General features: G+C 40.8%; 18 protein-coding genes, 20 tRNA genes and 2 rRNA genes. 7 read left to right on the top strand and 33 right to left on the bottom strand.

From position 1 onward, the window contains the following. Positions 1-219: 219 nt before the first annotated feature. Together speB and speE are read right to left on the bottom strand one after the other, a co-directional pair. The gene (speB, locus tag FCI53_RS18550) at positions 220-1,092 is read right to left on the bottom strand and encodes an agmatinase (protein WP_138420494.1); all 873 of its coding nucleotides are present in this window, start codon (positions 1,090-1,092) and stop codon (positions 220-222) included. Positions 1,093-1,104: 12 nt separating this feature from the next. Next, complete coding sequence (gene speE / locus FCI53_RS18545) at positions 1,105-1,932, bottom strand: polyamine aminopropyltransferase (RefSeq protein ID WP_138420493.1); 828 nt, start codon at positions 1,930-1,932, stop codon at positions 1,105-1,107. Between the two features lie 334 nt (positions 1,933-2,266). Here speE and FCI53_RS18540 point away from each other — a divergent pair, with 334 nt between their 5' ends. Beyond that, complete coding sequence (locus tag FCI53_RS18540) at positions 2,267-4,366, top strand: transglycosylase domain-containing protein (protein WP_246050154.1); 2,100 nt, start codon at positions 2,267-2,269, stop codon at positions 4,364-4,366. A gap of 820 nt (positions 4,367-5,186) precedes the next feature. Here FCI53_RS18540 and FCI53_RS18535 read toward each other — a convergent pair. After that, entirely contained in the window at positions 5,187-5,717 is a 531-nt protein-coding gene (locus tag FCI53_RS18535; RefSeq protein WP_138420491.1) for a YwhD family protein, read from the bottom strand. A gap of 180 nt (positions 5,718-5,897) precedes the next feature. On the opposite strand from FCI53_RS18535, the gene FCI53_RS18530 reads away from it, so the two are divergent. Further along, on the top strand, positions 5,898-6,080 hold the full coding sequence (locus FCI53_RS18530) for a 2-hydroxymuconate tautomerase (RefSeq protein WP_138420490.1): 183 nt from the start codon (positions 5,898-5,900) through the stop codon (positions 6,078-6,080). Positions 6,081-6,493: 413 nt separating this feature from the next. On the opposite strand, the gene FCI53_RS18525 is transcribed toward FCI53_RS18530, so the two are convergent. Further along, positions 6,494-6,997: a YwgA family protein gene (locus tag FCI53_RS18525; RefSeq protein WP_138420489.1), complete on the bottom strand. Its 504-nt coding sequence runs from the start codon at positions 6,995-6,997 to the stop codon at positions 6,494-6,496. Positions 6,998-7,024: 27 nt separating this feature from the next. Beyond that, on the bottom strand, positions 7,025-8,323 hold the full coding sequence (locus tag FCI53_RS18520) for an HD domain-containing protein (RefSeq protein ID WP_138420488.1): 1,299 nt from the start codon (positions 8,321-8,323) through the stop codon (positions 7,025-7,027). A 282-nt stretch (positions 8,324-8,605) separates the two neighbouring features. On the opposite strand from FCI53_RS18520, the gene FCI53_RS18515 reads away from it, so the two are divergent. Beyond that, positions 8,606-9,436: a lipoate--protein ligase family protein gene (locus FCI53_RS18515; RefSeq protein ID WP_138420487.1), complete on the top strand. Its 831-nt coding sequence runs from the start codon at positions 8,606-8,608 to the stop codon at positions 9,434-9,436. A 232-nt stretch (positions 9,437-9,668) separates the two neighbouring features. Here the strand turns inward: FCI53_RS18515 and menC are convergent, their stop codons facing one another. Further along, positions 9,669-10,790 (bottom strand): o-succinylbenzoate synthase, encoded by a 1,122-nt coding sequence (gene menC / locus FCI53_RS18510; protein WP_138420486.1) that lies wholly within the window; start codon positions 10,788-10,790, stop codon positions 9,669-9,671. A gap of 646 nt (positions 10,791-11,436) precedes the next feature. Further along, the gene (gene pta, locus FCI53_RS18505) at positions 11,437-12,408 is read right to left on the bottom strand and encodes a phosphate acetyltransferase (RefSeq protein WP_138420485.1); all 972 of its coding nucleotides are present in this window, start codon (positions 12,406-12,408) and stop codon (positions 11,437-11,439) included. A 229-nt stretch (positions 12,409-12,637) separates the two neighbouring features. On the opposite strand from pta, the gene hemQ reads away from it, so the two are divergent. Continuing rightward, on the top strand, positions 12,638-13,387 hold the full coding sequence (gene hemQ / locus FCI53_RS18500; protein WP_138420484.1) for a hydrogen peroxide-dependent heme synthase: 750 nt from the start codon (positions 12,638-12,640) through the stop codon (positions 13,385-13,387). Between the two features lie 72 nt (positions 13,388-13,459). On the opposite strand, the gene FCI53_RS18495 is transcribed toward hemQ, so the two are convergent. Further along, positions 13,460-14,272 carry a BsuPI-related putative proteinase inhibitor gene (locus FCI53_RS18495; RefSeq protein ID WP_138420483.1) on the bottom strand — a complete coding sequence of 271 codons (813 nt, stop codon included), beginning with the start codon at positions 14,270-14,272 and terminating at the stop codon, positions 13,460-13,462. 361 nt (positions 14,273-14,633) lie between these two features. Here FCI53_RS18495 and FCI53_RS18490 point away from each other — a divergent pair, with 361 nt between their 5' ends. From FCI53_RS18490 to FCI53_RS18480, 3 genes are all read left to right on the top strand, one after another. Beyond that, the gene (locus FCI53_RS18490) at positions 14,634-15,059 is read left to right on the top strand and encodes a cell wall hydrolase (protein ID WP_138420482.1); all 426 of its coding nucleotides are present in this window, start codon (positions 14,634-14,636) and stop codon (positions 15,057-15,059) included. Between the two features lie 548 nt (positions 15,060-15,607). Further along, the gene (gene gerQ, locus FCI53_RS18485) at positions 15,608-16,105 is read left to right on the top strand and encodes a spore coat protein GerQ (protein WP_425457199.1); all 498 of its coding nucleotides are present in this window, start codon (positions 15,608-15,610) and stop codon (positions 16,103-16,105) included. Positions 16,106-16,195: 90 nt separating this feature from the next. Further along, positions 16,196-16,441, top strand: a complete 246-nt coding sequence (locus FCI53_RS18480) for a hypothetical protein (protein ID WP_138420481.1) — start codon at positions 16,196-16,198, stop codon at positions 16,439-16,441. Here FCI53_RS18480 and FCI53_RS18475 read toward each other — a convergent pair. From FCI53_RS18475 to FCI53_RS18355, 25 genes are all read right to left on the bottom strand, one after another. Then, positions 16,438-16,806 (bottom strand): DUF423 domain-containing protein, encoded by a 369-nt coding sequence (locus tag FCI53_RS18475; RefSeq protein ID WP_138420480.1) that lies wholly within the window; start codon positions 16,804-16,806, stop codon positions 16,438-16,440. The two genes, FCI53_RS18480 and FCI53_RS18475, sit on opposite strands and share 4 nt — an antisense overlap. Positions 16,807-16,824: 18 nt before the next feature. After that, positions 16,825-17,130 (bottom strand): YwdI family protein, encoded by a 306-nt coding sequence (locus FCI53_RS18470; protein ID WP_138420479.1) that lies wholly within the window; start codon positions 17,128-17,130, stop codon positions 16,825-16,827. 59 nt (positions 17,131-17,189) lie between these two features. Continuing rightward, complete coding sequence (locus FCI53_RS18465; protein ID WP_138420478.1) at positions 17,190-18,527, bottom strand: sodium-dependent transporter; 1,338 nt, start codon at positions 18,525-18,527, stop codon at positions 17,190-17,192. A gap of 494 nt (positions 18,528-19,021) precedes the next feature. Beyond that, positions 19,022-19,096, bottom strand: a tRNA-Gln gene (locus FCI53_RS18460). A 6-nt stretch (positions 19,097-19,102) separates the two neighbouring features. Then, positions 19,103-19,193 (bottom strand) — tRNA-Ser (locus FCI53_RS18455). 2 nt (positions 19,194-19,195) lie between these two features. Then, positions 19,196-19,270, bottom strand: a tRNA-Asn gene (locus tag FCI53_RS18450). 107 nt (positions 19,271-19,377) lie between these two features. Continuing rightward, a tRNA-Ile gene (locus tag FCI53_RS18445) sits at positions 19,378-19,451 on the bottom strand. A 71-nt stretch (positions 19,452-19,522) separates the two neighbouring features. Further along, positions 19,523-19,598 (bottom strand) — tRNA-His (locus FCI53_RS18440). 24 nt (positions 19,599-19,622) lie between these two features. Continuing rightward, positions 19,623-19,708 (bottom strand) — tRNA-Tyr (locus FCI53_RS18435). A gap of 12 nt (positions 19,709-19,720) precedes the next feature. Further along, positions 19,721-19,796 (bottom strand) — tRNA-Phe (locus FCI53_RS18430). Between the two features lie 444 nt (positions 19,797-20,240). Further along, positions 20,241-20,333: transfer RNA gene (locus tag FCI53_RS18425), tRNA-Ser, on the bottom strand. 62 nt (positions 20,334-20,395) lie between these two features. Beyond that, positions 20,396-20,469: transfer RNA gene (locus tag FCI53_RS18420), tRNA-Met, on the bottom strand. A gap of 12 nt (positions 20,470-20,481) precedes the next feature. Continuing rightward, a tRNA-Ala gene (locus tag FCI53_RS18415) sits at positions 20,482-20,554 on the bottom strand. A 33-nt stretch (positions 20,555-20,587) separates the two neighbouring features. Then, a tRNA-Arg gene (locus FCI53_RS18410) sits at positions 20,588-20,664 on the bottom strand. 7 nt (positions 20,665-20,671) lie between these two features. Next, positions 20,672-20,760, bottom strand: a tRNA-Leu gene (locus FCI53_RS18405). Between the two features lie 23 nt (positions 20,761-20,783). Continuing rightward, positions 20,784-20,854: transfer RNA gene (locus FCI53_RS18400), tRNA-Cys, on the bottom strand. 8 nt (positions 20,855-20,862) lie between these two features. Then, positions 20,863-20,934: transfer RNA gene (locus tag FCI53_RS18395), tRNA-Gly, on the bottom strand. A 7-nt stretch (positions 20,935-20,941) separates the two neighbouring features. Next, a tRNA-Leu gene (locus tag FCI53_RS18390) sits at positions 20,942-21,026 on the bottom strand. 113 nt (positions 21,027-21,139) lie between these two features. Beyond that, positions 21,140-21,212 (bottom strand) — tRNA-Lys (locus FCI53_RS18385). Positions 21,213-21,433: 221 nt separating this feature from the next. Next, positions 21,434-21,509 (bottom strand) — tRNA-Thr (locus tag FCI53_RS18380). Between the two features lie 58 nt (positions 21,510-21,567). Continuing rightward, positions 21,568-21,644: transfer RNA gene (locus FCI53_RS18375), tRNA-Asp, on the bottom strand. A 74-nt stretch (positions 21,645-21,718) separates the two neighbouring features. After that, positions 21,719-21,794: transfer RNA gene (locus FCI53_RS18370), tRNA-Val, on the bottom strand. A 39-nt stretch (positions 21,795-21,833) separates the two neighbouring features. After that, positions 21,834-21,908, bottom strand: a tRNA-Glu gene (locus FCI53_RS18365). A gap of 112 nt (positions 21,909-22,020) precedes the next feature. Beyond that, positions 22,021-22,136: ribosomal RNA gene (gene rrf / locus FCI53_RS18360) — 5S ribosomal RNA — on the bottom strand. Positions 22,137-22,216: 80 nt separating this feature from the next. Next, a 23S ribosomal RNA gene (locus FCI53_RS18355) occupies positions 22,217-22,348 on the bottom strand; the annotation flags it as partial.

Here is a 22,348-nt window from a genome sequence, read left to right as displayed (position 1 = left end):
GTCTAATGTGCACGTTTCTCGTATATAACGCGAAAAAGGATACGAAGTTAAGTATAAGAATGAATAAGGAAAAACTCAAGTTTAGCGGACAGATTCCTAAAAATTTAATTGCCTACAGACGTTAACTAGAACCTGTTTTTATCTATCTATAACTAGACTATGTAGAAAAAACGCCTCCACAACAGGAAGCGTCCATCGATACGAACAGGCAATAAAAAACTATTTCACCCAGCCTAACAACATTTCCCGCACAAATTTACTTGCGGCAATCACGGTTTGTTCGGTTGGGTCGTAGATTGGTGCTACTTCTACTAAATCTGCGCCAACGGCATGCACATTAGACTCAGCAATTAATTGAATCGCTTCGAGCAATTCTTTAGAAGTAATTCCGCCAGCCTCTGCCGTCCCTGTCCCTGGCGCGAACGCAGGATCGAGTACATCGATATCAATGGTTACATAGATATTACGCCCCTGCAACCGAGATAATAATTGCCGCAATGGTTGGGCCACATCATATTTTGCCATGTACATGCCAGTTTCTTTCGCGTACGCAAATTCTTCACGCGACCCGGAACGGATGCCGAAAGAATACACATTTTCCGGTCCGATTAAATCGCAAACTTTGCGGATTGGTGTCGAATGCGATAAGGCTTCCCCTTCATATTCCTCGCGTAAATCGGCATGAGCATCAATGTGAATCAGTGCCATATCAGGATATTTTTCAAAAACAGCTTGGATTACTGGCCATGACACTAAATGTTCCCCACCTAATCCGAGTGGAAATTTATTTTTAGCCAAAACTTGTTTTACGTAGTCGTGAATCATATCCAAACTGCGCTGTGGGTTGCCGAATGGTAGCGGCATGTCACCGGCATCAAAATATCCAACTTCCTCCATGTGCCGATCCATGTATGGACTGTACTCCTCCAAGCCGATGGAAGCTTCCCGGATTCGATTAGGGCCAAACCGGGAGCCAGGTCGAAAACTGACAGTCCAATCCATTGGCATGCCATAAATCACCGCTTCCGCCTCATCAATCGAAGGGCGCGACATGATAAACACTTTACCTGAATAGGCCTCATCAAACCGCATCACTCCCACCTCCTATTCTATTAAATCTTTTACAAACTTAGGTAATACAAAAGCTGCATAATGGAGATCCTTTGTGTAATAGTTCGTATCGATGGTTGTAAATCGTTCCGGTTTCACTTTTTCCGGGTCATGGATTTTGCTACCGATCGTAAATGTCCACAAGCCACTCGGATATGTTGGAATGTTGGCAGTATACAATTTTGTAACAGGAAAAATCTCTTTCACATCTGTGTAAACCTGTTTAATTAAACCCGATTTGAACCATGGATTATCTGTTTGCGCTACAAAAATTCCATCATCTTTAAGCGCGTTGGCAATGCCGGCATAGAATCCTTTGGAAAATAACTGCACAGCAGGACCTACTGGCTCGGTGGAATCGACCATGATCACATCATAATCCCGTTCACTTTCCGCGATATGCATAAACCCATCGGCATATTTCACTTCCACGCGGGGGTCATCTAATTTCCCAGCGATTTCTGGCAAAAATTTTTTTGAGTATTCGACCACCTTGCCATCAATTTCAACTAATGTTGCTTTTTCAACTGATTGATGTTTCAAAATTTCGCGGATTACCCCACCATCACCGCCACCAACAACTAATACATGCTTCGGATTGGGATGGGTGAACAATGGGACATGGGCGACCATTTCATGATAGACAAACTCATCCTTTTGCGTCGTCATCACCATATTATCTAGAACAAGCATGTTACCCCATTCCGCTGTTTCATAAATATCTAATGCTTGATAGTCCGTCTTTTCATGAAGTAATGACCGATTTATTTTTGCCGTAATACCAAAATCTTTCGTTTGTTTCTCCGTAAACCATAACCCCATTTGCAAAACTCCTTTGACATAATCCTGTTGTATAGGTTTCGTTAGTTTTTTATTTTTATTACAATGCTTGGTTAAATTCTGATTTGGGACGTTTAATTCAATTGGAACTTTCCCATAATGTTAAAAAATATATTTTTATTAAGAGACTCTTGGGTTAGTGCTTTTGGCTTGATGTTTAAGTGAATGTTAATGCAGGTGATTTTTCGCTTGTCTGCGTATGTTTAACCGATTTTATTATCCAATTAAACTCAGGTTTCACCTAATTGCGTATCCACCACAATCAGTGCCGCAACTACATATCACATGGTGAATTTTATCGTATAGGAGAATGACTATGGTCCAAACGATTAAAAAAATGCTATTAAAAATAAAGAATCGTCGCCTTCGTTGGCTTGTTGCTGCTGGGTTTGGTTTGTCTTTCGCGCTGATTGTGTTTATTGTTGGTTTTTTTACTTACGTATACAGCCTTGGGCCACCACCGCTGACAAGTGAACAAAACACTGTTTACTATAGTTCATCAGGGCAAGTAATTGGCGAAGAGCATGGACCAGAGAATCGATACTGGAAGCATTTGGAGGATATTGATTCGGATATTATTCAATCTACATTACATACCGAGGACCGACGTTTTTATGAGCATAATGGTTTTGACTTTAAACGGATCATTGCCGCAGCATTAAAGGATCTTAAGTCGTTTTCCATGAATGAAGGGGCAAGTACGATTACACAACAATATGCAAGAAATATGTATTTATCTCATGAAAAAACATGGACACGAAAGCTGAAAGAGGCATTTTATACATTGCGTTTGGAGCTGTTTTACAGTAAGGATGCGATCTTAGAAGGCTATTTAAATACGATTTATTATGGACATGGTGCTTATGGTGTCGAAGCTGCTAGTCGTTACTTTTTTAACAAATCTGCTAATGACTTAAGTTTAGCGGAGGCTACCATGCTCGCCGGGATCCCTAAAGGACCATCTTATTATTCTCCTTTTCATAATTTTGATAATGCAAAAAGACGGCAATTACAAATTCTGGCAACATTAAAGGCTAAAAATTATATTTCGGAGCAACAACAAAAGGATGCAGCCCAAACAGAGCTAGCCTTCACAGAAAATCATGAACGGACTAAGATTTCCATTGCACCTTACTTCCAAGATATGGTGTTACGAGAATTGCGTTCCGTTTTAGATCAAGACATTGAAAAAATAAAATCTGGCGGTTACCAAGTGTACACAACCTTGAATGTCGAAAATCAAAAACAATTAGAACAAACCGTTACGGAGCGTTTACCCAACGAGTCCGAGATTCAAGTTGGTGCACTTGCAATGAATCCCAAAACCGGTGCTGTCACGTCACTGATTGGTGGCAAGGACTATCAATCTAGCCAGTTTAATCGTGCCATCCAAGCAAAGCGGATGCCCGGTTCAGCGTTTAAACCTTTTTTATATTACGCGGCATTAAACCATGGCTATACACCAACCACCGCATTATTGAGCAAACCTACCAATTTTGAACTGGCCGATGGTACCGTTTATCAGCCAAGTAACTATAATGGCTATTACGCCGAAAAACCAGTGACATTGGCACAGGCTCTTGCTGTTTCCGATAATATTTATGCGGTCAAAACGAATTTATATTTAACACCAGAAAAACTAGTGGAAACCGCTGAACAGTTTGGTATAAATAGTGAATTACAAGCCACACCATCACTGGCCTTAGGAACCGGTTCTGTATCGGTAGATGAGATGGTGACTGGTTACAGCATGCTAGCGAATGGCGGCTATTCCATTCAACCGTACACAATTGAAAAAGTGACTGATGCAAAAGGAAACGTGTTGTACGAACGGCAAGAAACTACCAGTGAACCTATACTAGACCCTAAAACAAGCTTTATATTGACACACCTTATGACCGGAATGTTTGATCGTTCTTTGAATGGCTATATGCAGGTGACAGGCACCGCGATTGCCGATCAGTTAACACGTCCATACGCTGGTAAATCAGGGACAACCAGCACGGATAGCTGGATGATTGGATATAGCCCCAACCTTACAACAGGAGTGTGGATTGGTTATGATGAAAATAAACGGTTAGAAAAGGCAGCCGATCATCGCTACGCCAAACAAATTTGGGCTGATTTTATGGAATCAGCCCACGAAGGCAAGCCGATGGAAACATTTGAAGTACCTGATGGTGTGGTTGGAGCCTATGTCGATCCAACTTCAGGGGAACTCGCAACCCCATATTGTGAAGATGACCGCTTAATGTACTTTGTCGAAGGAACAGAACCAACATCGTATTGTACCGCGCATAACTATGACGAACAAAACGATCAACATGATGAGGAGTTAGAAGAACAAGATGACGAACAAGAAGAAGAACCTAGTCGCTTGAAAAAGATGCTTGATTGGTTGCCATTTGTTGATTAAGGTTTTTTTGTGTACGGTAAGGGGATTCGTCTCCTTTTGCCGTACACTTTTCTATGTGTTTGCACGTTGATTGTCTAACAGGGGCCTCCACGTTGTTTTTATACGTTTCTTTCTCATTTTGGGACAATAAAAGTAGTTTCTGTACCGAATTTTGCGTTTCTTTCTTATTTCGGGACAGTAAAAGTAGTTTCTGTACCGAATTTTGCGCTTCTTTCTTATTTCGGGACAGTAAAAGTAGTTTCTGTACCGAATTTTGCGCTTCTTCTTTATTTTGGGACAGTAAAAGTAGTTTCTGTACCGAATTTTGCGCTTCTTTCTTATTTCGGGACAGTAAAAGTAGTTTCTGTACCGAATTTTGCGCTTCTTCTTTATTTTGGGACAGTAAAAGCTGTTTCTGTACCGAATTTTGCGTTTCTTTCTTATTTCGGGACAGTAAACCCAATGGGAACTCTAATCTTACTCACGCTTCTCTATCAAGAGACACTTCTATCATGCGATTCCTTTTTTCTAGTTACATTGCGGAATAAAAAGAAAAAGGCCGGATCACGGGAATGATCCGGCCTTTTTCTTTGTCTTAGTACATGGAAAACAATACCATGTGTTATATATTTTACAAACTTCACCGAAAAACTACAAGAAATATTCACCAAATCTATCATGTTTCCTAAAGTGAACCTCAAACAGTGGCTTTTTCCCCACTGTTTGTTAGTACCGCAAAAGTATGACCTTACCGAATCCGACATTAACTGACAGTTTCCCCCACTTACATCAAAAACTTAATACGGGGGCTTGCTGCTAGTTACATGCAGGGGGTAAAATACTATGATTTTGGTGGCAATACTTGTTTTAATTCATCAGAAGAGTTTTCCCACATTTCTTCATTAAAGTCACGTAAAAAGTCACCTAGCAACTGTTTCGATTTTTCATCCATATGGTCTAAAATGACTTTTCCCTTTAATGATTTATCCAAATGATTCACATGTTCTGGCATTGATTTATATGCCCGTTTAATAGAACGATCGACGCGGATTTCACTTCCAGTCACCCCATAATAGTGTGGGCCATTTTCCGCTTGTTCTACCGTTACCCAAACGATCCAATACAATTTACCATTTGGAACCTCGTCTTTATTTGGCAAAAATTTCACCCGACGCTCAACTTCACTACGCGCATGCATCGCACCCATATCAACAAACGCACGATCCTCATTTGGATCCACTATGACTGGGGAAACATTTTCTAAGCTGATTGCGCCAACACCATAACCACCATGGCCATCTGTTGAGTCATCCTTCATGATTGTAAACTGGTTACTTTTTTTCTTATTATTGGAAGAACCTTCTGTACTCATCTATAAACCTCCTTAAAATTGACACGTTTGCTCTACCAGTCTATGTACGGAACTTTGTGTGTATCATTGTAGCATAGATAGAAAAAAGATTTCATCTCTAGGCATTCTTGGATGTTAGCAGGAATTTATACGTGCAAAACCGAATTAGATATGCTAGAAACTTAAAAAGGAGTGCTCACCATGCCATATGTAACAGTAAAAATGTTAGAAGGACGTACCGATGAACAGAAGAAAGATTTAATTGAGGAAGTAACCGATGCCGTTGTTCGAACCACAGGCGCATCAAAAGAAAAAGTAGTGGTGTTTGTGGAAGATATTGATAAGCGCCAGTATGGAGTTGGCGGGAAACGGTTGGTCGATTAATCAGCTCAACTAGTTATTATGACGTATAGCTGGATTATGTGCAGCAAATGATTAATTAAACTAGTGAAGTACAGTGATTTTCTAAAATCACTGTATAATCACTGGATTAAGGGAAAAGTACTGAATAATGCGAGATTACGCTCTAAATACGCAAGATCTTGAGAATAAACACTGGATCATGCGGGATTACGCTCTAAATACGCAGAATCTTGAGAATAAACACTGGATTTTGCGGGATTACGCTCTAAATACGCAGGATCTTGAGAAAATGCACTGGATTTTGCGGGATTATGCTCTAAACACGCAGGATCTTGAGAATAAACACTGGATTTTGCGGGATTACGCTCTAAATAGCAAATGCGTTCCAGAGATACAAAAACCACCCTTCACATCTCTAGTAAAGGGTGGTTTTATTATTTTGCGATGGCATTCAATTCATCAATAAACTGCCACGCTTCATTGATATCTTTTTCGGTGTAATTGGACTTTTTCTTCACTACCTGCACCTTTTCCGCGACTTCTTGCTTGGATAAATGGTCGAAATAGAGCATCGTGGAAACAAGTTCTAGAAATCTGGAACTTTGCACTTTCATTTTTTCAATCAAATTGTCAATCGGCGGTAGTGTGACATTGGATTGATTTAAAAACTGCTCGCCCTGTTCTGTCACTTGATAGCGGTATTGATAATAGTTACTCTTTTTCTCTTTTTGCTCAGTAATAAAACCTAGATTACATAATTCCTCAATTCGCAATGTTAGTTCCTCTGAATATGGTCCATAAAAGTGGAATTCAAATTTCTCCTCATATGGGACATCACACTTTTTTAGTATATAGATCATCTTTTGCAACTTTTTTCGACCAATAATCTCGTCTGAAGATGAAAAGAACTTCACTAATTTTGCATGATTTTCCAACAAAACAAACAACCCCTATTCTATCAAAAATCAATGAAATAAGATTTCAAAAATACGTTTTTTTATGTCGCTATCTTCTGGTAGTGCTTCTAAAAAATCTTGCGGGAAATAAAGCTTATGATCGGTTCGCTTCTTTCCGGAAATGGCTTCAACAATGTCTGAGTGTCTGGATAACTCTCGCAATTCATTTGTTTTTGGCATTAACAAATGAATTGGCAAACGCTCCTCTTCTTCTCCTGGTCGGTAAAAATCATATGGGAGGTCGGATGACGAATCGACAACTAAGTAATAATCAGGATTAATGCCCGCTTCAGTAAATAAGCGATACAGCTCCATCCATTGGTTCATCTGTAAATTTGGATTAAATTCAATATATTTAAATAAGTGCCGGTTACTAAACCTTTCACATAAATCACTTAAAATCTCATCGTCTTCGTCGATCCACATTTGAAAATAATACAGCACAACATGCTCGTCCAACCGCAAATATTCTTGCAAGGACACATCTTCAGCAAAAAAGGAAAGAAAATGGGTTGGCTTTAATTTGAAGGCATAGCCTTGTTCAAAAAGTGATTTGGCCCTGTGTAATATTTTCGATAAAATCACTTCTGCACTTCTTGTCACAGGGTGAAAATAAACTTGCCAATACATTTGGTAGCGGCTCATAATGTAATCTTCGACAGCATGCATCCCGGACTCCTTGATGACCACTTGATCCTCAAGCGGACGCATCACACGTAAAATCCGTTCCATATCAAAGTGACCATAGCTAACCCCTGTATAATAGGCATCCCGTTGCAAGTAATCCATACGATCGGCATCGATTTGACTTGAAATCAAGCTAACCACTAGTTTATCCTCATACGTTTTGTTTATGACATCGGCTACTTTTTGCGGAAACGCTTCGCCAACACGTCGTAAAATTTGATTAATATGGGTATCACCTAAAATAATTTTTCTCGTAAAATCTTCGTGGTCTAATTTAAATACTTTCTCAAATGAATGGGAAAACGGGCCATGTCCAAGATCGTGAAGTAAAGCTGCACACAAACATAACAGTCGCTCATCCTGATTCCAATTCGGTTGGCCTTCGAAGTTATTAAGAATGCGACGAACAATTTCATACACACCTAAGGAATGATTAAACCGGCTATGTTCAGCCCCATGAAACGTCACATAAGATGTCCCTAATTGTTTCACACGACGCAGACGCTGAAACTCTGGGGCACCAATCAAATCCCAAATCACCTGATCATTGACGTGCACATACCTATGTACTGGGTCTTTAAATACTTTTTCTTCACTTAATCGCTCGTCTTTATATGACATTTTTTTACCCTTTCTGCATTTAATTAAACTTCTTGCTGCATGCTAATCTATACTAGGCAAAGTCATACCACCGCATTTCTCATCTTAGACTTTCATCATCGGGTGACTTTGCTTAGACAAAATGATAAGGGCTCTAGTATGTTAGAAACCCTTTTTCATTGCTGCGAAATATTCTATTTAACGTCATTATATAATAGATTCGGTCTAACAAAAATGCTTTTTAGCAAAAAGTTTTTATTTGGTATAATAGAACTGCTTATATTAACTGAAGGAGTACATATTATGACCGATTGGAAAAATTTTTTTAGTGGAACGCTTTTTCGATATATTGATCAAAGTCAACCAGAGGAACATCAACCAATGGCTTCGTTTGCAATTGATGATGCGTTGGCAACATCGGTTGGCAACCATGAATCTGCCCCAACATTAAGGCTATGGGTCCATGATCACACCCTTATGTTAGGCATTCCCGATGCAAAATTGCCTTACATCGATGATGCCTTAGCCTATTTACAGGAGCACGGTTTCCAAGGAACGGTGCGCAATTCTGGAGGACTTGCGGTCGTGCTTGATCGCGGCGTATTAAATATGTCATTAATTTTGCCTGACATAAAAAAACTGGGCATTCACGATGGATACGATGCGATGGTGGATTTCACCAAGTATCTTTTCCGTGACTTGACGGATGGCATTGAAGCATATGAAGTAGAAGGTTCTTACTGTCCTGGTGAATACGACCTAAGTATTCATGGAAAAAAGTTTGCCGGTATTTCGCAACGACGTGTTAAAAACGGTGCGGCCGTGCAAATCTACTTGTGTGTCGAAGGGGATGGCGAGGAGCGCGCTGAGCTTGTGCGTGGTTTTTACGAACATGGTTTGCGCGGGGAAAAAGGTTCGTTTGACTATCCAACGATTCGACCGGAAACGATGGCTTCCTTGTCGCAACTACTTGATCGCTCCCTCACCGTCCAAGACGTTGTTGAGCGGATTGAACAAGCCCTTGAAGAACTAGCGACAGACCTAACGCGTGATCCTTTGGATGAACAAGAACAGGCCATTTTTGAAAAAAGAATGGAACAAATGGTGGAGCGGAATAGAAAGGTGTTGGGGTAAATCTCGTTTTGATTTTGAGGGGGATAGCGGAATGAGGACCCGTTTTGCACGATAATGTGGTTCTTGATTCAACCGGCCTCTGGTTCCGCTATTTGCCTTTTTTTCATTCATTTTTACTGTTAATGCACACCTTTAACGGAACCAAGAACCGGTTCCTTTCGAAAACCTTCTCTTTTGCAGCAAATAGCGGAATGAGGATCCACCTTGTACAGTAATGTGGTCCCTCATTTCGTTATTTAAAAATACTTTTTCCAACACGATACATCTCCAACGCTTTCCAATCCACCTCATACCCAATCCCCGCGCGATTTGGAATGGTAATTTCCCCATTTTCCATTGTTACTTCAGGATCAATAATATCTCGCTCCCAATAGTTGCTAGATGCCGCTGTATCTCCTGGCAAGGTAAAATTCGGTAGCGTAGAAAGCGCGACACTATGGGCGCGGCCAATGCCTGCCTCTAACATTCCGCCACACCATACTTGGATATTGTGAGCGGCACAATAGTCATGGATTTGTTTGGCCACCGTTATCCCACCAACCCGGGAAACTTTTATATTAATGATCTTGCAACTCCCTATATGAACGGCCATTTTCACATCATTCAACGTATGTATACTTTCATCTAAGCAAATCGGTGTGCGTAATTTCGCTTGTAGTTGGGCATGTTCTAAAAAATCATCATGGGCTAAGGGTTGTTCGATCATCATTAAATTAAAATCATCCAACTGTTTCAAATGATCGATATCTTGTAAGCTGTAGGCAGAATTTGCGTCCACCATAATTGGTAGATCAGGAAAACGGGTACGAACCTGTTCGAGCACGTTTACGTCCCAGCCGGGTTTGATTTTTAATTTCACACGCTTGTACCCTTCAGCTACTCGCCGTTCAATTGTATGTAGCAACCGGTTGATCGAAGGTTGAATGCCAATGCTAACGCCTACATCAACTTTTTGTTTGGCTCCACCAATTGCAGTTGCTAGCGGCATGTCCTTTCGTTTGGCATATAAATCCCAAATCGCCCCTTCAACTGCCGCTTTCGCCATATTATTTCGGCGTACTTTTTCAAATAGCGGGGCAACTTGATTGGGATGCGTAAATGATTGATATAAAACTAATGGGATTAACGAGGTTTCCATTACATGTCGGTTTGTCTCGACTGTCTCCTCTGTGTACCAAGGTGTTGGGAATGCTGCTGTTTCGCCAAAACCGCGATAACCCTCCTCGTCGATGACTTCGACAACATAAAAATCTTTCAAGTTCACATCACCTAAACTTGTTGTAAACGGCTGTTTTAATTGCATGTTCAAACGATGAAGAACAACTTGTTTAATTGAAAATGATCTATCTGTCACATCTAATGCCTCCTCTTCTCCACACTATTTTTTGAAACAAGTATAATAGAATAAAAATCCACCCTAAACCTACACGTTTCCTTCTTAAACATGCACATCTGGCACTTTTTTCTGCGCTAATATAAACGTTTCTCTCTTTATCGTGCACATCTAGCTCTTTTTCCTGCTCTAATATACACGTTTCTCTCTTTATCGTGCACATCTAGCTCTTTTTTCTGCTCTAATATAAACGTTTTCTCTCCTAAACATGCACATCTGGCGCTTTTTTCTGCCCTAATATACACGTTTCTCTCTTTATCGTGCACATCTAGCTCTTTTTCCTGCTCTAATATACACGTTTCTCTCTTTATCGTGCACATCTGACGCTTTTTTCTGCTCTAATATAAACGTTTCTCTCTTTATCGTGCACATCTAGCGCTTTTTTCTGCCCTAATATAAACGTTTCTCTCTTTATCGTGCACATCTAGCTCTTTTTTCTGCCCTAATATACACGTTTCTCTCTTTATCGTGCACATCTAGCGCTTTTTTTAGCTTTAATATACACGTTTCCTTCCTCTGCTCTCATATCCACGTTTTAACTTAAACAGAACGCACATAAAAAACGAGCTCAGATCCATTTTAGATCCAAGCTCGTCTCGTGTAAATTTTATAGTGCTTGTGCACCAGTAATAATAGCCAATTTATATACATCATCCGCATCACAGCCGCGTGATAAGTCATTAACTGGTTTGTTAAGTCCTTGTAAGATTGGGCCAACTGCATCAAAGTTACCTAGGCGTTGGGCTATTTTGTATCCAATATTTCCTGCTTCCAGTCCTGGGAAAACAAATACGTTCGCATCCCCTTTAAGAACAGAGTCTGGCGCTTTTTTCTCTGCAACAGATGGAACAAATGCTGCATCAAATTGGAATTCCCCATCTAACACTAAATCAGGATGTTGTTCTTTTGCGATACGAACTGCTTCAGAAACTTTTTCCGTTTCTTCTGATTTAGCAGAACCTTTCGTTGAGAAACTTAACATCGCGATACGTGGATCAATGTCGAATAAGTTCGCTGTTTCAGCACTTGCCGCTGCAATCTCAGCTAAATCTTGGCTGTCAGGTGCAATGTTGATGGCACAATCAGCAAACACATATTTCTCATCACCACGAACCATGATAAACACACCCGATGTCTTTTTAATGCCTTCTTTTGTTTTGATGATTTGTAGTGCAGGGCGTACCGTATCAGCTGTTGAATGAACCGCACCACTAACAAGACCATCCGCTTTACCCGTATGGACTAGCATTGTACCAAAATAGTTCTCATCTAATAAAATCTTACGAGCATCTTCTTCTGTTGCTTTTCCTTTACGGCGTTCGACAAAACTTGCAACAAGTTCATCAAAAGCATGATAGCTATTTGGGTCAATGATTTCTGTATTGCTTACATCAACACCAATCTCACTTGCCTTCTGTTTCACTTCTTCTTCATTTCCTAGTAGTACAGGTACAACAATTCCTTCTGTACCTAAACGACTAGCAGCTGTGATGATCCTTTCATCTAATCCTTCTGGAAAGACAATACGTCTGCCGTTTTCTTTTAATTTTGCTGTTAAATTATCAAATAGATTACTCATAAATGAACCCTCCATCATTATTCCTGTTATATATAATACGCCTTTTTGTGTTTGAATAAAAGGGATAAATAACAACTTCTTACATTTTTTGACAATTATGATACGTTTTTGTGAATAAACCTTGACCACCAACAACTATTACGACATTCCATGTAAACATGATTCATGATTACTATTCCCCAATTATGTTATATTAAAAACAGATGGAATAATGAAGGAGAGATGCGTTATGGCAGAAGCCGTAGAAACCATGGATGGTTGGTATTGTCTACATGACTTAAGAACAATAAATTGGACAGCTTGGAAACAGGCCTCAGAAGATGAACGCCAAACTGCGATCACAGAATTTCAAAACATGGTAACGGATTGGGAGCAAATTGAAGAAGATCGCGAAGGAAGTCACGCTGTTTATTCCGTTATGGGACAAAAAGCAGATCTTATTTTAATGATCCTTCGACCAACAATGAAGGAACTCGAGCAAGTTGAACTTGCCTTTAACAAATCAAAACTAGCTGAGTACACTGTCCCTGCTTATTCTTATGTTTCTGTTGTCGAACTTTCTAAATATATGTCCAAAGAAGGCGAAAATCCTGAAGATAACCCAGGTGTGCGAGCACGACTAAAACCACGCCTACCAAAGTGGGATCATATTTGCTTTTACCCAATGGACAAGCGTCGACAAGGAAACGATAATTGGTACTCCCTTCCATTCGATGACCGCCGACAGTTAATGTATGAACACAGTCTAACTGGTAGAAAGTATGCGGGCAAAATTAAGCAAATCATTACTGGTTCAATGGGATTTGATGACTGGGAATGGAGCGTTACGCTATTTGCGAAAGACGTCTTACAAATTAAAAAACTCGTTTATGAAATGCGCTTTGATGAAGTAAGTGCGCGCTACGGTGAATTCGGTGCTTTCTATGTGGGGAACATCCTAGAAAAAGATTCCGTACCTGCTTACTTACAAGTAAATTAACGATACAACTACAGAGGAGAAATCGACATGATTTCTTCTCTGTTTTTTCACAACGTAAAAAACCACAAAACCTTATAGGTCCTGTGGCTCTTGATTCAGCTGCAGCTCCATCATATTTGTCTTGGAACCATCTTTCATACTCCGTTCATATAGCGAAAGTGTTACTGGTTCATTTTCAGGTACATCCTCTTCTGCAATGTCGATTGTAAACTCTGACCATTCAGGTGCGCCAAAATCCACTTGCACCCCTGTTTCCTCTATAATGTTCTCATTGCCACTATCCACACTGAATAAGAATACCCCTTCAAACACTCTAGCTTCTCCTGTCACTACATAGTCGCCATCTGATTTTTCAAGATTTACATTTTTAAAAGCAAAATTCAAATCGGACACTTCTAATGTCGTTTCGTCCGTAAAGTCTTCTACTTCTTCTCCGTCAAATTCGTTTACAACTACAGTAAAATCTACGTTATATTCTCCTTCTTCAACAAGTTCGTCCTCGGAATGTAAATCCCATTCTTCTTCCCATGCCACTTTATCATCGGCTGGAATCGTAACGGTTTCTAATGCTTGTGTAAACATCTTACCTTCTGAATAACGATACACTTCTTCCCCCTCATCATTTGTTACTACAATTTCATATTTCTTACCGCTTGGCATTAAAAGGTCCACATCCTCCTCGTTTGTATTCTCCAATTCCAATACAAATTTCGCTTGATCCCCCTCGATTAATGCATCCGTAGATAGTTCGACGTTCTCCATACTGACGGTGTTTTCCTCAACTTGTTCCTCTCCTGCCTGTTTTTCTCCTGGTTCCTCTGCACCTGTTGTCCCACAAGCAGCTAGGGTAAGGGTGAGTAAACTCCCTAATACTAGTTTATACATTTAACATGCTCCTTTCTTTATCTTAACTAAATAATGCGAAAATCTATTTACTAATTAGACGAACAAATTTAAGTTATGTTACAAACTTTTACACAATGGAACATGCTCAATCGTTTGTATAACGTTTTTTAGACCGCCCTCCTACCTTTCCTCTGTGAATTTTTTAAAAAAGTCACTTACTTATGAACATCTTTTCATGTTCCACCATATACTTACTTTGGGCACATTGAGAAAGTAATTGCAGAAAATCATTCAATTTTTATCATCGTTTAAATCATTTCTGCATAGGCATATGTATTAGAGTATGTGCACTTGTCGCACCTATTCACCGATCCGCCTTCTTTTGGAGAGAGGTGACAACATGGCTGTCGTGCAACACACAGAGGAAGATGTAAAATTACTTGCCCGGCTAATGCGAGCAGAGGCAGAGGGGGATGGTCAACTTGGTATGTTAATGGTTGGTAACACCGGTGTGAATCGGGTGATTTCCGATTGCTCTGACTTTACTGATCTAACAAGTTTACGCGACATGGTTTTCCAAAGCCCTGGTGGTTTTGAAGCAACACAAAAAGGTTATTTCTTCCAACGTGCTAGACAAAAGGATATTGATTTAGCTCGTAAAGTGATTAAAGGTGAAAAATATCATCCAGCGAGTCATTCCTTGTGGTTTTTTAAACCAGAAGGGAGTTGTCCTGCTCAGTGGTTTGACCAATGGAATGCAGGACGCTATAAATCTCATTGCTTCTATAATCCTTTGGAATCTGAGTGTCCACGAGTGTTTAGATAAATAGATCTTCACTTAGTGGGAGGTTATTGTTCTTACTCACTGCGTGTCAGTACCAAGGGGAGACACGTAGCCCTTAAACCAATTGTAGTGTTAGCAAAAGTTAACTCTCACTTAACATCTTCGTCTCATTTGATGTTTTGAAGTGGGGAGCTTACGACGGTTGCATCGGGATAAAAATTTTTTGGATATGTGTCACAGGAATTTGGGATCAAACATAGATTGGTTTTATCATCCTGGTAATCGATGGCCGTTGGGCCGGACGTGGCTTGCCAGGCAACTATGATCTATAGCCCACTTTCTTATTACAGTGATCAACAGTAATCCTACTGCTAGGAATGCTGTTATCATCCATACTATGCTCTATTATCAATTAATTTATTTTAAGGAAGGGAGAGGTTTCTTACATGAGCAACGAAGAACTTCGTCAACAACAAGAGGGATCTTATTCAAACAATAACGGTGCAAACCAACCCGCACAACAAGGGGCAGGCATGCCACAAGGGGCACCAGGAGCGCAAGGAGCACCAGGAGCACAAATACCACAAGGAATGCCAGGACAAATGGGAGCTGGATTCCAACCACAAACAGGGTATGGGCAAATGCCTGTGTACCCACAACAAGCACCTTCGGGTTATCCTTATGCCGGACAAATGCCACAAGCACCTCAACAACAACCAATGCCGCAAATGCCGCCAGCTGGAGGTCAAATACCAACACCTCCACAACAACAACAACAACCAACAAGTGATGTTCCTGGTATGTTACCAGTAGAAGAAAGCTATATTGAGAATATTTTACGCTTAAATAAAGGGAAAATAGCTACCGTTTATATGACATTTGAAAACAACGACCGTTGGAATGCCCAAATATTTAAAGGGGTCATCGAGGCTGCAGGAAGAGACCACATTATTCTTAGTGATCCAGAGACAGGTAGACGTTATTTACTTCTAATGATTTATCTAGATTATGTAACTTTTGATGAGGAACTTAACTATGAGTATCCATTTGCAGCAGGTAATCAAACAGTAAACTATCCAGCCCGATAAGTGTACCAAACTAGTTAAATAAAAAACCCTTGCAGCATACTCGAACATGCTGCAAGGGTCTCTTTATCTTTTTTTATAAGGAGGTTTAGGATGAAGCACCCATACAAACAATTTGTTCAGTTACAACTTTTGATGATGGCACTCACCGTATTAATCGGCACAATGGCACTGATTAATGCAAATCGGACACTTGCATTACTCACCTGTTTCACCTTAGCCTTGAGCTTTGCTTTTGAAGGAATCGTTGAATTAAAAAAACGACATACCTTTCTATTTGCACAACAAATACTACGCGCTTTTGTGATCATTATTTTTACTTGTTATTTGTACTTTTAAACAAATTTAACAATCGCATATCCTAGTAACACCCAGCCGATTAAAAAGGCAAAGCCACCAATTGGGGTGGTCATGGCGAACGCTTTTATACCTGTTGGGGCGTAGATATAAAGGCTACCAGAGAAAATAACAATACCAGCTAAGAAAAACCAACCTGCTGTTGTAAATGCCCCACCTTGGAACTTGCTCATTAATAACCCTGTGACAGCTAGTGCACCGGTATGAAACATTTGATACGTGACCGCTTTTTCCCATGTTTTAATTGCCTTTTCCGATAGTTTCCCTTCTAATCCGTGGGCACCAAATGCACCTAAAGCTACTGCTAAAAATCCATTAATAACCGCTAATAAAAGAAAGAGTTTCATCATACGTTTCCCCTCTCATTAAAAATCAAATAATGATTTACCGTTCGCCTCTCCATGATCGATCGTTGATTGCTTTTGTATGCTGGTTTGCTTTGGTGATGCTTGCGGAAATTCCAAACTTCCCATCATCGCTTTTAGTTCTTGCTCATTGCTAGCAGTTGGTTGCTTCGATGTAACATCACTTGATTGATCCAAAATTAAATCACACAATGACCGAACTGCACGTATATGTTCGCGAACAGCATCATCTCTATCTTTTTTGGCCTTGGCATTTTCTAACTCGTGAAGCATCTTATTGATTATGGATTCATTGGTGATAGCCAAGCTGTTCCCTCCTTCCATAAACTTTCTTCATTACTGTTATCATACCACGAAGGAGCAAGTTACAGCACACCAATCGCATTCAAGAAAATAACAATAATTCCGATTGGTGCAAGGTAACGAACAAGCGTATACCAAACATGTCTCAATCTAGAATTCGTAAGGTCTGTTGCTGCAAACACTTCCTTCTTATTGATATACCAACCAAAGAAGAGGGCCATGGTCAACCCACCAATTGGTAAGAAAATGTTCGAGGCAATGAAGTCCATTGAATCCATAATATTATTGTCGCCAATCGGTGTAACACCTGAGAGCACACCCATTCCTAATGAGGATAATACGCCTAAACCAAACATAATCAACCCAGTCACTATCGATGCCTGCTTACGACTCCACTTCATTGCACGAATAAAGTAAGCAACTGGAACTTCCAGAATCGATATTGATGACGAGATGGCCGCTAAGGTTAGCGATAAGAAAAATAGAATACCAACAACAGAACCAAATGGCATTTGATTAAATATTTCTGGCAAAGTAATAAACACTAAATCCGGGCCAGCGTCGGGCTGAATCTGAAACGCAAATACGGCTGGAAAAATAACAATCCCCGAAATAATCGCAAATAACGTATCCATAATCCCAATACCAACCGTTGCACCTGGCAAGCGATGCTGTTTGGATAAATAACTCCCATACGTTAGCATTGTTCCCACACCTAAACTTAAGGAGAAAAACGCTTGTCCTAATGCAGCAATATAAACGGACGGATCCTGTAAGACGGACCAGTCAGGCTGGAATAGGAACTTCAACCCTTCTACAGCTCCATCTAATGAAACACTATAAATTGCTAATAAAATTAAAATGATTGCAAGAGTCGGCATAAATACTTTATTTGCCATTTCAATACCCTTTTTAATACCTGATAAAACAATAAAAATGACCATTACCATAAACAAGCCATGCCAAAAAATTGGCTGAAATGGATTTGTGATAAACGAGCCAAAAGCTGCTTGATAGCCACTTGCAGGTTCTACAGCTAACTGCCCAGCCAAATAATTCCAAAAATAATATAAGGACCAACCAGAAATAACACTATAAAAACCTAAAATTAAAAAGGCACTAGCAACACCTAAATACCCAACTAAATACCATGGCTTTTTCGGTGCTAACTTTTGATAAGAACCAACCACATCACTTTGCGCCTGTCTTCCGATACTGACTTCTGTTAGTAATAGTGGAATACCTATGATTAATATACACGCTAGATACAGAATTAAAAAAGCGCCCCCGCCATTCTCTCCAGCTACATAGGAGAAACGCCATATATTTCCTAACCCAACAGCAGACCCCATTGCTGCCAGCATGAATCCGATCTTTGATGCCCATTTTTCTCGATGCATAATAGGGTATCTCCTTCCTTGTCTTTAATGAAAATATCTACTATTGTAACTGAAAAATTGTCGAAATTAAAGGAATTTTAGGGAAAGATAGAAGAAAATAATACCGTAGATAATGAGTTGGCTTTAACACAACTCTTCTGTGGGTATGAAAAAGGTTTAACGAGGCACAAAGAGCCAGAATTAGATGCTGATAAAACGTAATAGCAAGGTAAATTCACCCATCTGTCGGATTGTAAAAGTTTTGGTGTTATCTTCATAGGTCCAACTTTTGCCAACGGACATACCAAGAGGAATGGATGTCCGATCGCTTGTAATAATTAGAGGAATGAGGGGCCGCCTCCTACCTTTGTCCTGTTTCTCTTTCCACTAAATACCTTGATTCATAATGTAGAGCCAGTAGAGCCATGTCAATGTTACGCCGAAGTTTATGTGCTCATTTTACTAATAGTACTAAAAAAATCCCTTCATAAGGGATTTTATATGTAATAGGTATATGGCTGGGCTAGCTGGATTCGAACCAGCGCATGACGGTACCAAAAACCGTTGCCTTACCGCTTGGCTATAGCCCAATAAAATGGCGGAGAAGGAGGGATTTGAACCCTCGCGCCGTTTACACGACCTACACCCTTAGCAGGGGCGCCTCTTCAGCCACTTGAGTACTTCTCCAATGGCTCCACAGGTAGGATTCGAACCTACGACCGATCGGTTAACAGCCGATTGCTCTACCACTGAGCTACTGTGGATTAATCTTAACTAATGCACTTCAATAGTCTGTCCAAGATGAATTAAATGTATGTATTTTTTTATAGAATAATTAATTAGATGGGATTATATAAGGGGGGGAATATGATGGGCCTGAGTGGACTTGAACCACCGACCTCACGCTTATCAGGCGTGCGCTCTAACCAACTGAGCTACAGGCCCATTATATAATAAAGTAACGAGTATATGTAGACTAACATCCTAAACTACACCCGTATAGTAAACTATTAAAATGGGGCGGTTGATGGGGATCGAACCCACGTATGCCGGAACCACAATCCGGTGCGTTAACCACTTCGCCACAACCGCCATTGTGGCATAAAATAATACTAATGGTGGAGGGAGTAGGACTCGAACCTACGAACCCGATGGGAGCGGATTTACAGTCCGCCGCGTTTGGCCAACTTCGCTATCCCTCCACTATGTTTAAGTGGTGGCTCGGGACGGAATCGAACCGCCGACACACGGATTTTCAGTCCGTTGCTCTACCGACTGAGCTACCGAGCCATGTGTTGTGTAATGTTTATGTATTAAAGCTCGCTCTTTATCTTGTTTCGATGTTATTTCATTGATGCTCTGTGCTCGTCACGTTGCATGCTTTTTCGTCGATGTTTACGCTCCTCGCAAAACCTACTTTGATGTTTACTCAAGGTTGTTTACGGTTTCTCTACCGACTGAGCTACCGAGCCATGTATTGTGTAATGTTTATGTATTAAAGCTCGCTCTTTATCTTGTTTCGATGTTATTTCATTGATGCTCTGTGCTCGTCACGTTGCATGCTTTTTCGACGATGTTTACGCTCCTCGCAAAACCTACTTTGATGTTTACTCAAGGTTGTTTACGGTTTCTCTACCGACTGAGCTACCGAGCCGTTTATAGTGTGATGTTTAAGTCAAGAGGGTTTATTAAGTTGCTCACTCTATATAGAATAAGATATTAATAGAATTTTAATGGCGGAGGAGGAGGGATTCGAACCCCCGCGAGCCGTGAAGCCCCTGGCGGTTTTCAAGACCGCTCCCTTCAGCCAGACTTGGGTACTCCTCCGTATGATCTTTTAGGTTAAATCTATTAGATAGTATCAACCTTGTGAAAGATCTATTTTATAATAGCGGCAGAGGGGATCGAACCCCCGACCTCACGGGTATGAACCGTACGCTCTCGCCAGCTGAGCTACACCGCCATATTTTAAAAATGGAGCCTAGCGGGATCGAACCGCTGACCTCCTGCGTGCAAAGCAGGCGCTCTCCCAGCTGAGCTAAGGCCCCTCGTTACTCTATCGAACTGAGTTACTTTACTATTGGCGCGCCCGAGAGGAGTCGAACCCCTAACCTCTTGATCCGTAGTCAAACGCTCTATCCAATTGAGCTACGGGCGCTTTATTATGGTGCCGAGGGCCGGACTTGAACCGGCACGATAGTCACCTATCGCAGGATTTTAAGTCCTGTGTGTCTGCCAATTCCACCACCCCGGCACTTAAGTGTCTAATATGTGGAGAGGCGGTAACCGGATTTGAACCGGTGATAAAGGTTTTGCAGACCTCTGCCTTACCACTTGGCTATACCGCCAAAGCAAGAGCGAAAGACGGGATTCGAACCCGCGACCCCCACCTTGGCAAGGTGGTGTTCTACCACTGAACTACTTTCGCATGTATATGGTGCGGGTGGAGGGAGTTGAACCCCCACGTCCGAAGACACTAGATCCTAAGTCTAGCGCGTCTGCCAATTCCGCCACACCCGCTTAAGTGATGAGCCATGGAGGATTCCGACGCCGTAGGCTAGTCCTTGTTACCACTAAATTTAAACGAAACAAGGGAAACCGTAGGTGAGAATCCATAACCATAACATCCTTGATGAGCCATGGAGGATTCGAACCTCCGACCCTCTGATTAAAAGTCAGATGCTCTACCAACTGAGCTAATGGCTCGTAATAAATTTTAATTTAGCTTTTCCATGTTATTAAGTATAAATACTAGTAATACAATGAAGCTTATTCTGTTTGTGCTCGTCACGTTGCAAGCATACTCATCGATGTTTACGCTCCTCGCAAAACCTACACTGATGTTATTCCATGAGGTTTACGGTTTCTCTACCAACTGAGCTAATGGCTCGTAATTAAATTGTCTCATTCATATACTAATAAAAAAGTGGTGCCGGCCAGAGGACTTGAACCCCCAACCTACTGATTACAAGTCAGTTGCTCTACCAGTTGAGCTAGGCCGGCTAATAAAATATTTACATTATTATTTTAACTGAGCAAGAAGTTAAATCAATAGATTATATGGCGGTCCGGACGGGACTCGAACCCGCGACCTCCTGCGTGACAGGCAGGCATTCTAACCAACTGAACTACCGGACCTAATTTTTTAACGTTAGTTAAATATCCTTAATGTATTTAAGTTTATTTTAACAACGGCTAAACTATGATTTTAATGGTGGAGGATGCAGGGCTCGAACCTGCGACCCCTTGCTTGTAAGGCAAGTGCTCTCCCAGCTGAGCTAATCCTCCGTCATAATGTAAGTTATTTTCATCTATGTGAAAAAACTTTGGTGACCCGTACGGGATTCGAACCCGTGTTACCGCCGTGAAAGGGCGGTGTCTTAACCACTTGACCAACGGGCCAATTAAAATTTGACAAATTAATAACTCCACAGGTAGACAACAAATCTACAACATACCGACTAAATGTCGATTGCTCTACCGTTAAGGTACTGTGGAGCGATTAAATATGGTTGCTTAGCGGCGTCCTACTCTCGCAGGGGCAAAGCCCCAACTACCATCGGCGCTGAAGAGCTTAACTTCTGTGTTCGGCATGGGAACAGGTGTGACCTCTTCGCTATTGCCACTAAACAATGGTGTATTTAGTTAGATATGTACCTTCAAAACTAGATAAGAAAGTCTCAAGACAAACAAACATTTAAAACTCAAATATAGATAAGTCCTCGATCTATTAGTATCCGTCAGCTGCACGTGTCACCACGCTTCCACCTCGGACCTATCAACCTCATCGTCTCTGAGGGATCTTACTCATTTAAAATGATGGGAAGTCTCATCTAGAGGTG

Origin of the sequence: Aquibacillus sediminis, from assembly GCF_005870085.1 — a bacterium.
GTDB lineage: Bacteria > Bacillota > Bacilli > Bacillales > Amphibacillaceae > Aquibacillus_E > Aquibacillus_E sediminis.
This window is presented reverse-complemented; position numbering and strand designations above follow the sequence as displayed.

What these genes read in the sequence shown, in the direction of transcription:
- FCI53_RS18490 (WP_138420482.1), top strand. Translation starts at nt 14,634, where the DNA reads ATGGCTGTCGTGCAACACACAGAGGAAGATGTAAAATTACTTGCCCGG.
- FCI53_RS18535 (WP_138420491.1), bottom strand. Translation starts at nt 5,717, where the DNA reads ATGAGTACAGAAGGTTCTTCCAATAATAAGAAAAAAAGTAACCAGTTT.
- pta (WP_138420485.1), bottom strand. Translation starts at nt 12,408, where the DNA reads ATGAGTAATCTATTTGATAATTTAACAGCAAAATTAAAAGAAAACGGC.
- FCI53_RS18530 (WP_138420490.1), top strand. Translation starts at nt 5,898, where the DNA reads ATGCCATATGTAACAGTAAAAATGTTAGAAGGACGTACCGATGAACAG.
- hemQ (WP_138420484.1), top strand. Translation starts at nt 12,638, where the DNA reads ATGGCAGAAGCCGTAGAAACCATGGATGGTTGGTATTGTCTACATGAC.
- FCI53_RS18515 (WP_138420487.1), top strand. Translation starts at nt 8,606, where the DNA reads ATGACCGATTGGAAAAATTTTTTTAGTGGAACGCTTTTTCGATATATT.
- gerQ (WP_425457199.1), top strand. Translation starts at nt 15,608, where the DNA reads ATGCCAGGACAAATGGGAGCTGGATTCCAACCACAAACAGGGTATGGG.
- FCI53_RS18520 (WP_138420488.1), bottom strand. Translation starts at nt 8,323, where the DNA reads ATGTCATATAAAGACGAGCGATTAAGTGAAGAAAAAGTATTTAAAGAC.
- FCI53_RS18540 (WP_246050154.1), top strand. Translation starts at nt 2,267, where the DNA reads ATGGTCCAAACGATTAAAAAAATGCTATTAAAAATAAAGAATCGTCGC.
- FCI53_RS18475 (WP_138420480.1), bottom strand. Translation starts at nt 16,806, where the DNA reads ATGAAACTCTTTCTTTTATTAGCGGTTATTAATGGATTTTTAGCAGTA.
- speB (WP_138420494.1), bottom strand. Translation starts at nt 1,092, where the DNA reads ATGCGGTTTGATGAGGCCTATTCAGGTAAAGTGTTTATCATGTCGCGC.
- FCI53_RS18480 (WP_138420481.1), top strand. Translation starts at nt 16,196, where the DNA reads ATGAAGCACCCATACAAACAATTTGTTCAGTTACAACTTTTGATGATG.
- FCI53_RS18465 (WP_138420478.1), bottom strand. Translation starts at nt 18,527, where the DNA reads ATGCATCGAGAAAAATGGGCATCAAAGATCGGATTCATGCTGGCAGCA.
- FCI53_RS18495 (WP_138420483.1), bottom strand. Translation starts at nt 14,272, where the DNA reads ATGTATAAACTAGTATTAGGGAGTTTACTCACCCTTACCCTAGCTGCT.
- speE (WP_138420493.1), bottom strand. Translation starts at nt 1,932, where the DNA reads ATGGGGTTATGGTTTACGGAGAAACAAACGAAAGATTTTGGTATTACG.